This window comes from Pseudomonas sp. Tav-5-1A (assembly GCF_055755055.1).
This window is the reverse complement of record NZ_CM146901.1, coordinates 2,778,812-2,791,570: the sequence shown is the minus strand read 5'-3', so window position 1 is coordinate 2,791,570 and position 12,759 is coordinate 2,778,812. Positions and strand designations below refer to the sequence as shown.

Genomic DNA, 12,759 nt, shown 5'->3' with positions numbered 1-12,759 from the left:
AAAGCTCGCTGGCAAGCCAGCTCCCACAAAAGCGGCCGCTGCTACGGGATGTGGGGTGCCTGTTGAGCCTTGCCTTTGGCCACCAGCCAGCGGTGGAAGCTGCGGCACTGGGGCTTGTTGAAGGCATCGCTGCTCCAGCGCAGCTGATACGCCGCTGCCAAGGGCAGCGCATGGGCGTAGGGCATCAGCAATTGCACGGATGCCAGCAGCCCGCTGACCATGGCATAAGGCGCCAGCACCACCCCCTGCCCCAGCAGCGCCGCGTCGATGGCCAGGCTGGTGGAGGAATAGGTGCGTGGTTGCCGCAACGGCTGCTCGACGGCCACGCCGGCGCTGGCGAACCAGCTCTCCCAGGACGGCGGCGAGTCGAACTTGGGCCGTGAGTCAACCCGGATCAACGGCAGCTGCACCAGCGCCGCCGGCGTCGCGCAGGGGCCGCACAGGCTGGCCGCGCACACCGGCACCACGCAGTCGTGGAACAGCACCGCGGCATGCTCGCCGGGCTGCGGGCTGTCGCCATAACCAATGCGAAAATCCACGCCGTCGGCCAGCAGGTCCTCGTTCAGGGTGCTGTCCAGGTACACGCTTACCCCTGGGTGCTGCTGCTCCCATTCCGGCATCAACGGCGCCAGCCACTTCGCCAGCAGCGACGGCAGCCCACTGATGGACAGGCTGTGCGGGTCGCGCGCGCGGTGGGCCTCGTCGACGCCCAGGCGCAGGGTCTCGAACGCCGCACTGCAACGCGCATGAAAGCGCTGGCCGTTGGGGCTCAGTTGCAGGCGCTGCCCGACTTTTACCGTCAGGCTGATGCCCAGCGCCTGCTCCAGCAGCTTCATCTGCTGGCTGACCGCGCCGGTGGAAATCCCCAGGCGCCGCGCTGCCTGGGTGATGCCGCCGCAGTGGCCCACCGCTTCGAATATCTCCATGGCCCGCAAGGGTGGCAATGGCGTCATCGGCGCCTCCTTCAATAGTTTAGGTATTCTAAACAACAGCGCAGTTTTAGCCACCTTATCTTCACTGGTTCCGCCCCGTAGGCTATTCCCATCCCCCACGACGGGGGCCATTAGCCAGGTGGAGTGACTGATGAACCGCTATCCCGACTCAATCCAGCACGTGGTGCTGGGCGACACCGACCTCAGCCTCGACGCCTTCGTCGCCGTGGCCCGCCATGGCGCCACGGTGGCGTTCAGCGACGCCTACAAGGCGCGCGTCAACGCCTCGTGCCAGCTGGTGCACCGCTTCCTTGAAGAGAACCGCCTGGTCTACGGCGTGACCACCGGCTTCGGCGACAACGTGCGCCACGTCATCGCCCCCGAGGACGCCCGCACCCTGCAGACCAACATCGTCCGCTCCCACGCCGTGGCCGTGGGCGAGCCGTTGAACCGCGAGCAGGTGCGCGCCGTGGCGCTGATGATGCTGGTCAGCCTGGGCAAGGGCTTTTCCGGCGTGCGCCTGGAACTGCTGGAGCTGATTGCCGGCGTGCTCAACCACGACGTGATGCCGTTCGCCCCCGGCGAGGGGTCAGTGGGCTACCTGGCCGTGGAAGGCCACATCGCTTTGGTGCTTCTGGGCGAAGGCCGCGCGCGGGTGGCCGATGGTGACTGGCTGGATGGCGGCGAGGCCCTGCGCCAGGTGGGCCTGCGCCCCACGCAGCTGCACACCAAGGAAGGCCTGGCGATGCTCAACGGCACCACCTCGGTCACCGCCCTGGGCCTGCTGGCGCTGTACAACGCCACCCAGGCTGCGCGCGTCGCCGACCTGGCCGCAGCGCTGTCGGTGGAAGCCCTGCGCGGCACCGTGCGCGCCTATGACCCGCGCTACCACTCGGTCAAGGCCCACCCGTTGCAGGCGCAGACTGCGCGCACCCTCTGCGCGCTGCTGGCCGACAGCCAACTGGCTGCCGACAACATCGACCACCGCCTGCAGGACTTCTACAGCCTGCGCGCCATCCCCCAGGTGCACGGCGCCGTGAAGCAGTTCATCGAGTTCGCCCGCCAGGCCCTGGAGGCCGAGCTGTGCTCCAGCGGTGACAACCCGGTGATCTACCCCACCGGCAACGGCGACGGCGTGGCCATTTCCGGCGCCAACTTCGACGGCTCCTACGTGGGCATGGCCACCGACACCCTGTGCGTGGCCATGACCAACCTGGCCAAATTCTCCGAGCGGCGCACCGACCGCATGGTCAACTCGCACTTCAGTGAGATGCCCGCCTTCCTGGTGCGCCAGCCGGGGCTCAACAGCGGCTACATGATCATCCAGTACACCGCCGCCGGCCTGCTGGGGGAAATGAAAGTGCTGTCGCACCCCGCGTCGGTGGACAGCGTGTCGACCTGCGGCAACCAGGAAGACCCGGTCAGCTTCGCCTACAACGCGGCGATGAAGGCGTACAAAGTGTCGCAGAAACTGGAGTCGGTGCTGGCCATCGAGGTGTTGGTCGGCTGCCAGGCCCTGGACTTCCACGCCGTGGACAAGGCCGCCAGCGCCACCCGCGCGCTGTACGACCTGGTGCGCAGCGTGGTGCCGGTGGCCGAGCAGGACCGGGCGTTCTACGCCGACATCGTCAGCGTGACCGAGCAGCTGCGCAGCGGCGCGCTGCTCAAATGCGCGCCCATCACCCCGTAGCAGCTGCCGCCAGGCGGCGTCACTGAAGCCGCGGCCAGGCCAATGTCAGGCCGCACGCTCCAGCGTCGCCAACAACTCCTGGAACTGCACCGCCAGCTTGTGCCGCGGTGCCAGGTGAATCATCGGCACGCCGGCCTCGTGGGACTCGCGCATCTTCACCGTGCTGCTCAGGTACACCGGCAGCATCGGCAGGCCTTCCTGAATCAGCTCGTCCACCAGCGTCTGGTGCAGGCTGGTGCGGCTCTCGAACTGGTTCACCACCACGCCCTCCACCACCAGCGTCTCGTTGTGGTCGGCGCGCAGTTCAGCCACCTGGGCCACCACGTTGTACAGCGCCTGGCGCGAGAACAGGTCGCAGTCGAACGGAATCAACACCCGCTGCGCGGCGATCAGCGCGCTGAAGGTGTAGAAGTTCAGCGCCGGCGGCGTGTCGATGTAGATGCGCTCGTAGTCCTCGGACAAGTCCACCAGCAGCTTGCGCAGCTTGTTGATCTTGAACTTGGCCTCCAGCTTGGCCTGCAGGTCGGCCAGCTCGGGCGAAGCCGTGATCACGTCGAGGTTGTCATAGCGCGTCGGCGTGATCGCCACCTTGTACTTCTTGCCCGACCCGCCCGGGTACAGGGTGTGCTTGAAGAAATCGGCGATCCCCATGGGAATCGCCTCGCCCACGCACCCGGTCAGGTAATGCGTGGAGTTGGCCTGGGGGTCCAGGTCCACCAGCAGCGTCTTGTAGCCCTCGGCGGCACTGACCGCGGCGAGATTGCAGGCGATGCTCGACTTGCCAACGCCACCTTTTTGATTGAACACCACACGACGCATCAGTCCATTGTTCCGCTGAAAAAAGGGGCTTGGATCCTATCAACTAATTGTTACAGTTTTGCTATCGCGGGTGCGGCGAAGCGGTCTTTTTTAATCCGTGCCTGACGTTGCCACCTGCCGAGCGGCAAACTGAAGCCGAGAAGCTTTAACATCGCCACCGGCCCCACGCACAGTTCAGTGCGCAAATGCCAGGTCAGCGGGATCTGATCTGCCCGCGAGGCCTTGTATGACAGCGGCGATTGGTCAGGTGATGCTCACGGTGTGGCTCATCCAATTAGCCCCCACTCAACCGCCTCTTCGCGGAATGTGGTCTTGTCACGCAGCGGCCACGGGCGCAGGTGGTAGCGTTCCACCGTTTGCAGCGGAAAAATATCGTCTTCATTGAAGTAGCGAATTACCTCTTTCGGCCTGACGTTGCGCAGCGACGGCCAAATGACTTTCCAGTGTCCGGCCTGTGGGCAGGCTTCGCCGGGGTAGCAGATTTGCTGCGGGAAGTTGGCCTGGGTGAAGTCGGGGGAACTGGGGAGTGGCTTGCCGGTGGCCGGGTCAAGCTTTTTGGCGTTGGCCAGGCGCAGGATCAGTTCCTCGCTGGGCTTGGGTGGCGGGATGTTGGCCTTGCGTTCCTTGACCCACTGAAGTTTGCCATCCCACTCGGGGAGCTCTGCGGGCGGCAGGGGGACGATTTCGTTGACATCAGGGACTGTGGGATGGGCATAGGAGAAGCCACTGAGGCGCGCGCCTATTTCTTTGTAACGAGCGGCCCGCTCTAGGTCTTTCTCAAGAGCTAGATAATGGAGCTTTCTCTCCGGAGGGGGACCTTTAAAACCCTCTTCCAAGGCTAACGCTGCAGTAGGATTCCCGGCAGCCACACCCAATTGAAACATTTCAACGGACTTCTCGTAATGTCCATTGATAGCAAAATTAATTGCTAAATCCAAGGCTGCATCTCCGTTCCCTTGCTCTGCAGCGCAGCGGCGCAGTTGCCGGGCAACCTCCGGAGCAATATCAATGGGCGCGAGCTGGTCCGCTATATACTGTTGAGCTTGGGCACTACCCTTATCCGCGGCCTTGCGATAATAGCGTAGCGCCATTTCAGGATCCTCCCTGAGCCCGAACGCACCATGCTTGACGAAGCGCGCGACAAAATAGTAGCCCGTCGCAACATCTGCATCGATAAGCTCTTGACTGAAGCGCTGATACTCTTCACTTTTCAGCTTGAATTGACGGCGCATGGCGCCATTTTGCAAGTTAATTTTGGCTTTATGGTGACCACTCTCCGCCGCGATCCGATAAAGCCGCTCGATCTCCACATTCCTTTCGGGCTCTCGTTTTAGCTCGTTATTTTTTTGTAGCCAACGCGCATATTTAAAAACAAGGTCCGCCTCCTCTCCTAAAACAGGAAAACTTTCATGCGCGCAATTGAACTTCAACTCTGCAATCGGACTCACAGAAATATCCTCCACATTATAGGCCATCGAACGATGATTACAGGCCACCAACCCTAAAACCGAAAATATAAGCCACCTACGCATCAATCCAAGTCCACAAGCGTTTCTTTATTATAAAAAAACTCTACCAACGACGCATACGGCGGCTTTTTTTCAAGTAGTAACCCTTTATTCTCCTTAATGATGCGATCCCAATTTCTGAAAGCCTCTCCCACATCATCCTGCGCCCCCTCCATCCCCGTATGCATCCCCCACAACCTCCGCCTCAGCGCCTTAGTCACACTTACCCACTCATGGGCAATATTCAATTCACTATCAACTTGCATGCTTCGAGTATTGACATTCGCTGAACCATGCGTAGTAAAAGCATCATCAACAATCATCAACTTGGAATGGATATAAACCGGCATCCACTCCGTGCCGTCAGGGGTGTCAGGCGCCACCAGCGAACACACGTGAACTTTCAGGCCAGGAATGTCCTCGATTTCCAGCTTGTGGTCTTTTATTGCCTCGACCTGTTTGTCCAGCGAGGCCTGCCATTCCTTGAGTTCGCGTTGGCCAAGCGAGTCGCGCAGGTCCGGCCTTGGCTTGGGTGGCGCGTTGTCCCGCGCTGCCTTGATGCGCCGCAGTTGGGTGACCTTGGGAATGGTGTCTGCGCGCCCCAGGCTTTCGAGCATCCGCTGCGTATTCAACGCACCCGGCCCTATGCCCTCTTCACTGGCGTTGGTGACAACGAAAAGGTGAACAACCCCGTGCTCATCAGGATTGCGCCCATCCCTCACCTGGTTGGCCGCTGCGGCCTTGATCACTTCCGCCAGCGGCGGCCAGCGGAAGTACTGGTTCTCGATGTAGATAAACTGCGCGGCGTTGTTGGCGGCCTGCAGGTAGGCTTCCTGAATTTCCTTGCGGCTTTCCGTGTCGGGGTTCGCGGGGTCTCTCTGTGGCTGGGTCACCAGCATCTGGGCCATTTGCCGGGTAACGCCATGCCGATACTTGAGTGTCGGTTTTATCTGCGCCGCATTGCGGGCGACGAGCAGGTCTTCGCCGGTTTCCTTGAACCAGGCCGTGGCGAAGTTATGGTGCAGATCGGCCAATACCGGGCCGCTGATTCGGCTGGAAATGTCTTGCCTAGGGGTATTTCCCCGCGCACCACGATTCGGCGCAGGTTTGGTTGCCGGGGTACGGTTGAGCCCGGAGTGCTTTTCGGTGTCCCAGTACTCGTCGAGCATGTTGTGGCCCATGACGAACCCGACCGCGACTTCCGGTACCTTGAAATCAACGATAACGCTTTTTTGATGGTGGCTCGGCGCTGCCGCATGCGCGAGCCGAGTGCCTTTGCTGATATCAGCATCCAGGCTGTTGTTTTTGACATCCGCGAAGATTTCCCGCCGCTCCCGCAGGCTGAAACCGCGGCTGACCAACACCGGAACACCCCGCGCAACTTCGTGTATCGCGCGGCCATCGGCGACTGCATAAGCATCGAACCAGGCCCGGTCTTCTGCATACTGTGCAGGCGTGGAACTTTGCATGGCGTGGCTGCCAACCCTGAACTTGCCCTTGCCGGGCAAGTTGGCCTCGCCCCCAACGCCTGCCAGGTTGAGCGGCATTTCCCAGGCCAGTACCCGTACCCGTACACCCTGCGCCGCTTTCGTCTTCAGCAATTCACCGATGCTGGGCGCCTGGCCATCCCTGATGAAATACATGGAGGGCTGGAAACCCCAGCAAATGATGTCAATGCTCTGGACAGCCTGGGCAATGGCCAAGTGAACAGCGCCAAACGCCTCCTCACCATTGACCAAGGGCTCGAACGTGGCCCTGGCAGGGTTGTATTCGGTGCTCTTGATGTACCAACCTGGCGTGCAGGTCGCGGTGTTCGTGTGTTCGAACGCGACCGGCACGATAACTTCCGGATGTTTCATGGTTCAGTTCCCTCTTCAAGGTGGGGGTCATCCATTAATCAACCGGTGCGCACTGGGATACAACTTGTTACCTACGCCACCTAAGCGCTTTAGCGCCAGACGCCGCCAGTACTTATATTGGAGAACCCGCCGACACAGGCACTGCTTCTTCGTAACAAAGATTATCTAAACCGATGATCAGCGCCGCCCCTCTGCCACACGCCCGCAATACGGGCCAAGCCAGTATTTTCAAGGGAAACGGCGAACAAAACAGTAGACCAATGCGCAGACAGTTACTAGCCATGGCGGGGGATTTACGAGGTGCCCTACAGCACGCGGTGACATTTCCTACAATACCTGACTGGATAGCTTACTTAGCGCGGCTATCAAACATTCACACAAGTGCCACTTACCAATTGACGTTCAGCAACAATATCAAATCCAAATTGCACTGTAATAAGCAAAATAAAACCAACACAGATGAAATCAAACAGACTTCTACGCGCAGCACGGCTCATGGCATGTGTTCCGCAAATGCGCTTAGTGTGGCCGCTGCCGCAGGCAGCGGCTACAGGTATCACAGCGCCAGCGACAGCCGCAGGCCATCGTAGATGGCGGCGTGGATGTCGCGGCTGGCCACGGCATCGCCTATGCGGAACAGCTGGAAGCGGCCATCAGCGTTGGCCACCAACGCCTGCTCGCGCACGTCGATGAACGCCTGCTGGTCCAGCTCGCCACGGTTGCGTGACTGCGCTTTCAGGGCGAAGTACAGATCGTCCAGCGGCAGGGTGCCGTGCTCCACCACCACGTGGTCCACCACCCGTTCGTAGTGCTGGCGCGTGGCCTCGCACCACAACCGCGCCACGCGGCGGCCGCCTTCGGCGCGCACGGCCACCAGGCGCTGGCTGAAGGTCTGCTGCACGTTGTGCTCGACGAACACCTTCAGGTAGGCCGGCATGTTCAGGCCGCCCACGTCCGGGCCGAGCATGGCTTCGCCAGTGACGAACTGCACGTGCACGCCGGGCTGCTGCGCCAGTACTTCGGTGCAGCTCAGGGCCTGGTGCGCGCCGTTGCCGTCGAACACCAGCACCTCGCCCTGGGGCTTGAAGTCGCCGGTCAGCACGTCCCAGCTGCTGCGCACCAGCTCGTTGCCCTGCTCGAGGAACTCACAGTCGGGCACGCCGCCGGTAGCGATGACGACCACGTCCGGGGCCAGGGCCAGCACGTCGTTGGCCTCGGCGTAGCAGTTGTAGCGAATGCTCACGCCCAGCCGCTCGCACTCGGCCAGGCGCCAGTCGACCACGCCGATCAGCTCGCGGCGGCGTAGCGGCATGGCGGCCACGCGCACCTGGCCGCCGGCCTGGTCGCCGGCTTCCAGCACGCTGACGCGGTGGCCGCGCTCGGCGCACACCCGCGCGGCTTCCAAGCCCGCGGGGCCGGCGCCAACCACCACCACGTGGCGGCCGGGCGTGGTGCTGGGGGGCGTGACCTGGGGAATGCGTGCCTCGCGGCCGGTGGCCGGGTTGTGGATGCAGTGGGCCTCACCGGAAATGTAGATGCGGTCGATGCAGTAGCTGGCGCCCACGCAGGGGCGGATGCGTTCTTCCTGGCCGGCGGCCACCTTGGCCAGCAGGTGTGGGTCGGCCATGTGCGGGCGGGTCAGGCCCACCAGGTCCACCAGGCCTTCGCGCAGGGCGTGGCGGGCAGTGGCGACGTCGCTGATGCGCGCGGCGTGCATCACCGGCACCGGCACGGCGCGGCGTACGACGCCGGCCAGTTCCAGGTGCGGGCCGGCCGGGGTACCCATGCCGGGGATCACCCGCGCCAGGGCCTCGCCGCTGTCGATGCGGCCCTTGATCACGCTGATGAAGTCCATGCCGTGGTCGGCCAGCGTGCGGGCGATGGTCAGGCCCTCTTCCTGGCCCAGGCCGCCGGGCATGTCCTCCTCCACCGCCATGCGCACGCCGATGATGAACTGCGGCCCGACCGCCTTGCGCATGGCCGCCAGCACTTCCAGGGGAAAGCGCAGGCGTCCTTCCAGGCCGCCGCCGTAGCCGTCGTCGCGGCGGTTGCCGGGACTCCAGAAGGCGTCGAACAGGTGGCCGTAGGCTTCGATCTCCACGCCATCCAGGCCGGCGGCCTTGCAGCGCTCGGCGGCGTCGGCGTACTGGCGCACGATGCGGGCGATGTCGAAGTCCTCCATCTGCTTGGCGAAGCTGCGGTGCGAGTGCTCGCGGCCACGCTGGGGCCACATCAGCGGCAGCCAGTCATCGGTGAAGTTGCTGGCGCGCCAGCCCAGGTGCGACAGCTGGCACATTACTGCGGTGCCGTGCTGGTGCACGCCGTCGGCCAGTTCCGCCAGCCATGGCACCACCTCGTCCTTGTACAGGTGCAGGTTGCCAAAGGCCGGTGGGCTGTCGGCGGCGACGATCGACGAGCCTCCGATCATGGTGAGGGCCACGCCGCCCTTGGCCTTTTCCTCGTGGTAGAGGCGGTAGCGCTGGCGCGGCATGCCGTCTTCCGAATAGGCCGGCTCGTGGGAGGTGCTGACCACGCGGTTGCGCAGGTGCAGGTGCTTGAGGGCAAAGGGTTGCAACAGCGGATCGTTGGCGCTGGCCATGGGGCATCCTCATCGATGGCGGCGGGATCAGGGCTGGGTGCTGCTGGCGGTCTGCGCCGCCTGGTCGAACATGGCGTCGAAACGGGGTTTGTTGGCGGCGTAATAATCGGCCACCACGCGGTCGGTGCCGCTGTCACGGGCCTTCAACATCAGGCCCTGCAGCTCGGCCAGGGGCATCGAGTAATGGGCGAAGAAGTACGCCACCTGCGGGTGCTGCTGGCTGAAGCCCTTGCGCGCCACGGCGTGGATCTGCTCGGCGCCACCGAAAATGCCCTTGGGCTCGGCCAGGTAGCGCAGCTTCCATTTGGAGAACATCCAGTGCGGGTTCCAGGCGTTGATCACCGCCCACTGGCCGCGGCGCAGGCCCCGGTCCATCTCGGTGAGCATGCCGGTCTCGGACGAGGCCACCAGCTTGTAGCCGGCCAGGTGGTAGGCGTCGATGGCCTTGAGCGACAGCTTGTACTGGCCGTTGCCGGCCTCGGAGGTGAGGATGCGGCCGTCGAGCTTGGCCCGCACTTCGGGCTTGTTCAGGTCCTCGACGCTGGCCACCTCGCTTGCCGGCACGGTCTCGGGCACCGCCCAGCCGATGCGGCCTTCGTACAGCACGCCGAGGTCTTCGAGGCGGTCCTTGTACTTGTCCCAGTAGTCCTTGTGGGTGTTGGGCAGCCACACCATGGGAATCAGGTCGATGTTGCCGTTGGCCAGGGCCTGGAACTGGATGCCGATGTCGGCCTGTACCATTTTCACCGGCTGCTTGAGGTGGTCTTCCAGGGCGGTCTGGGCCAGCTTGGCGGTGATTTCGGTGTCGGACCAGTTCACCCAGCCGATGCGTATCGGCGCGGGCGCGTCGGCGGCGTGGGCCATCAGGGTGGTGGCGGCCAGCAACAAGGCGGCGAGCCTGGCATAAGCTTTTGGGCTATACAGATGCATTGGCTTGTTCCTCAACGTTAGGTCACGGTTTCCTGGGCAGTCGAAGTCAGCGCTATGTTTTTTGTTGATCAAAGCAAATCCCGGGCCGCGCCTGCAATCGATTAAAACTGCCGGTTGCCATGAGAAAAGATTATGGAAAGACTGCGTCGACGCCTGCCGCCCCTCACCGCCCTGGTGGTCTTCGAAGCCGCCGCGCGCCTACAGAGCTTTACCCTGGCGGCGCAGGAGATGTGCATCACCCAGGCCGCCGTCAGCCGGCAGATTCGCCAGCTGGAGGAGCACCTGGCCAACCCGCTGTTCATCCGCAACCACCGCAACGTCACCCTGACCAACGCCGGCCAGCGCTTGTTCGAAGCGGTGGACGAGAGCCTTGAGCGCATCGCCCAGGCCAGCACCGAGATCCGCGGCGACGCCAGCGACGCCATCACCATCGCCGCCACCGTGTGCATGGCCACCTACTGGCTGATGCCGCGCCTGGACGCCTTCCAGCGTGAATTCCCGCAGGTGGCGCTGCGCCTGTTTGCCTTCGACCGCGAGATCGACCTGCGCGCGGAAAACGTCGACATGGCCATTACCTGCGGCAACGGCGGCCAGCGTCACGGCGTGCGCCTGAGCCATTTGATGGATGAGGAACTGGTGCCGCTGTGCAGCCCCGCCTACCTGCAGGGCCGCACCCTGCACGAGCCCCATGAATTGCTGTGCGAGCGCCTGCTGAACCTCGACCGCGAGCACTGGCGTGGCTTCAACTGGGCGGTGGCCGACTGGGCCGCCTGGTTCGACCAGATGCAGGTGCGCGGCCCGCTGCCGCCCGCGCGCCTGGCTTTCAACAACCACGCCCAGCAGATCCTCGCCACCCTGGAAGGCCGCGGCATCGCCCTGGGCAGCCCGCACATGCTCACCGACCTGCTGGCCGACGGCCGCCTGGTGCAGGCCCTGCCCCACCGCTACGCGACCCGGCGTGGCTATTACCTGGCGGTGAACGAGCACAGCACCCGGCCGCAGGCAGTGGCGCGGTTGCAGGCGTGGCTGGAAGGCGCCGCGTGATCCCGACGCTGCCTGGCGGCAGCGGCTACAGCAATCACGCACACCGCACCCGTAGCAGCGGCCGTAGGCCGCGTCCGCAGGCGCCGCGCTGTTCCCGGCATACCGCAGCGCACCCGGACGCCGCCTGCGGCAGCTGCTACATCCTGTGGGAGCTGGCTTGCCAGCGAGCTGTTGGGGCCTTAAAAGCTCGCTGGCAAGCCAGCTCCCACAAGACAGTTGCTGCTACGGGGACGCGCGCAACCCGCTGATCGCGATGCAGGCAACGCGGTTTCAAGACGGTTGCTCCTACGCGGATTTGGTGTAGCCGCTGCCGCAGGCTGCGCTGGCCCTTCTCCACGCTGAATATCTTCCGTGCACGCCGGGCCCAGCGCAGCCTGGCCAATCGCGCACACCGCTCCCGTAGCAGCGGCCGTAGGCCGCGTCCAAGGCACCGCACTGTTCCCGGCACACCGCGGCGCACCCGGACGCGGCCTGCGGCAGCTGCTACGGGGCGGTGTCGAACGTCTCGCTTATCACGTCCACCAGGAACGCCATCACCGCGCGCAGCAACGGCGAATGCCGCAGGTCTGCATGCAGCACCAGCCAGATCTCCCGGGCGAACCCTTCGCCCTCGAACGGCAGGCGTTGCAACAACGGGTCGGCATCCCCCATGAACCGTGGCAGCCCGGCCACGCCCACGCCGCTGCGGGCGGCAGCGTGCTGGGTGGTGAGGTCGGTGACTTCGCAGGCAACCGGCCGCCCCTGGGCCACGGCCATCATCCATTGCTGGTGAAGCATGTCGGCAAGCTCCGGCCCGTAGGTGATGAACTGCCATTGCGCAGGTGCATGCAGGTGTTCGTAGTTGACGCTGGCATACAGGCCGAACGGCATGCTGCCGACTTTGCGCGTGACGCTGTCCGGCTCGGTGGGCCGGTACAGGCGCACGGCAATGTCGGCTTCGCGGCGGCCCAGGGACACGCTGTGGACCTGGCTGACGATGGACAGCTGCACCTGCGGATACTGCTGTTGGAAGCGGCGCAGGGTAGCGGCGAGGAAGTTGCTGGCCAGCACCGGCGGCGCGCTGAGCACTACCCGGCCGGATGCCGGCGACTGTTCGGCGCGCACCACGCGCTGCACGGCAAACGCACTGGCCTCCATCTCGCTGGCCAGCGCAAACACCTGCAAGCCCACGGGGGTGAGCTGGCAGGCACGGGGCAGGCGGTCGACCAGCCGCACCTGCAACTCGGCCTCCAGCGCGCCAAGGCGCCGGCTGACCGTGGCATGGTCAACCTTCAAGGCCCGCGCCGCACCGGCCAGGCTGCCGGCGTGGCCAATGGCAAGAAATACTCGCAGACTCTCCCAATTGAACATCGGTGCGTTTTCTCCAGGTAGCGGTGCG

At 63.9% G+C, this 12,759-nt stretch carries 10 protein-coding genes; 2 read left to right on the top strand and 8 right to left on the bottom strand.

The features are described from left to right. Positions 1-41: 41 nt before the first annotated feature. Positions 42-953, bottom strand: a complete 912-nt coding sequence (locus AC0J42_RS12825) for a LysR substrate-binding domain-containing protein (RefSeq protein ID WP_473006418.1) — start codon at positions 951-953, stop codon at positions 42-44. Between the two features lie 130 nt (positions 954-1,083). On the opposite strand from AC0J42_RS12825, the gene AC0J42_RS12820 reads away from it, so the two are divergent. After that, complete coding sequence (locus AC0J42_RS12820) at positions 1,084-2,622, top strand: HAL/PAL/TAL family ammonia-lyase (RefSeq protein WP_473006417.1); 1,539 nt, start codon at positions 1,084-1,086, stop codon at positions 2,620-2,622. Between the two features lie 45 nt (positions 2,623-2,667). On the opposite strand, the gene AC0J42_RS12815 is transcribed toward AC0J42_RS12820, so the two are convergent. The 6 genes from AC0J42_RS12815 to AC0J42_RS12790 form a co-directional block, all read right to left on the bottom strand. Further along, a complete protein-coding gene (locus AC0J42_RS12815; RefSeq protein WP_416423919.1) occupies positions 2,668-3,441 on the bottom strand; it encodes a ParA family protein in 774 nt (257 codons plus the stop codon). 266 nt (positions 3,442-3,707) lie between these two features. Then, a complete protein-coding gene (locus AC0J42_RS12810; protein ID WP_473006416.1) occupies positions 3,708-4,916 on the bottom strand; it encodes an SEL1-like repeat protein in 1,209 nt (402 codons plus the stop codon). Between the two features lie 56 nt (positions 4,917-4,972). After that, a complete protein-coding gene (locus tag AC0J42_RS12805; protein WP_473006415.1) occupies positions 4,973-6,808 on the bottom strand; it encodes a phospholipase D-like domain-containing protein in 1,836 nt (611 codons plus the stop codon). A gap of 365 nt (positions 6,809-7,173) precedes the next feature. After that, positions 7,174-7,305, bottom strand: a complete 132-nt coding sequence (locus AC0J42_RS12800; RefSeq protein WP_473006414.1) for a hypothetical protein — start codon at positions 7,303-7,305, stop codon at positions 7,174-7,176. A gap of 59 nt (positions 7,306-7,364) precedes the next feature. Beyond that, complete coding sequence (locus tag AC0J42_RS12795) at positions 7,365-9,407, bottom strand: oxidoreductase (protein WP_473006413.1); 2,043 nt, start codon at positions 9,405-9,407, stop codon at positions 7,365-7,367. A 27-nt stretch (positions 9,408-9,434) separates the two neighbouring features. Further along, positions 9,435-10,337, bottom strand: a complete 903-nt coding sequence (locus AC0J42_RS12790; protein ID WP_473006412.1) for a glycine betaine ABC transporter substrate-binding protein — start codon at positions 10,335-10,337, stop codon at positions 9,435-9,437. Positions 10,338-10,469: 132 nt separating this feature from the next. On the opposite strand from AC0J42_RS12790, the gene AC0J42_RS12785 reads away from it, so the two are divergent. Next, complete coding sequence (locus AC0J42_RS12785; RefSeq protein ID WP_473006411.1) at positions 10,470-11,381, top strand: LysR substrate-binding domain-containing protein; 912 nt, start codon at positions 10,470-10,472, stop codon at positions 11,379-11,381. Between the two features lie 483 nt (positions 11,382-11,864). Here AC0J42_RS12785 and AC0J42_RS12780 read toward each other — a convergent pair whose 3' ends face one another. Beyond that, positions 11,865-12,731: a LysR family transcriptional regulator gene (locus tag AC0J42_RS12780; protein WP_473006409.1), complete on the bottom strand. Its 867-nt coding sequence runs from the start codon at positions 12,729-12,731 to the stop codon at positions 11,865-11,867. Between the last annotated feature and the right edge of the window lie 28 nt (positions 12,732-12,759).

Coding starts and splice junctions, on each gene's coding strand:
- AC0J42_RS12780 (WP_473006409.1), bottom strand. CDS start 12,731: ATGTTCAATTGGGAGAGTCTGCGAGTATTTCTTGCCATTGGCCACGCC.
- AC0J42_RS12805 (WP_473006415.1), bottom strand. CDS start 6,808: ATGAAACATCCGGAAGTTATCGTGCCGGTCGCGTTCGAACACACGAAC.
- AC0J42_RS12785 (WP_473006411.1), top strand. CDS start 10,470: ATGGAAAGACTGCGTCGACGCCTGCCGCCCCTCACCGCCCTGGTGGTC.
- AC0J42_RS12795 (WP_473006413.1), bottom strand. CDS start 9,407: ATGGCCAGCGCCAACGATCCGCTGTTGCAACCCTTTGCCCTCAAGCAC.
- AC0J42_RS12820 (WP_473006417.1), top strand. CDS start 1,084: ATGAACCGCTATCCCGACTCAATCCAGCACGTGGTGCTGGGCGACACC.
- AC0J42_RS12800 (WP_473006414.1), bottom strand. CDS start 7,305: ATGAGCCGTGCTGCGCGTAGAAGTCTGTTTGATTTCATCTGTGTTGGT.
- AC0J42_RS12825 (WP_473006418.1), bottom strand. CDS start 953: ATGACGCCATTGCCACCCTTGCGGGCCATGGAGATATTCGAAGCGGTG.
- AC0J42_RS12790 (WP_473006412.1), bottom strand. CDS start 10,337: ATGCATCTGTATAGCCCAAAAGCTTATGCCAGGCTCGCCGCCTTGTTG.
- AC0J42_RS12810 (WP_473006416.1), bottom strand. CDS start 4,916: ATGGCCTATAATGTGGAGGATATTTCTGTGAGTCCGATTGCAGAGTTG.
- AC0J42_RS12815 (WP_416423919.1), bottom strand. CDS start 3,441: ATGCGTCGTGTGGTGTTCAATCAAAAAGGTGGCGTTGGCAAGTCGAGC.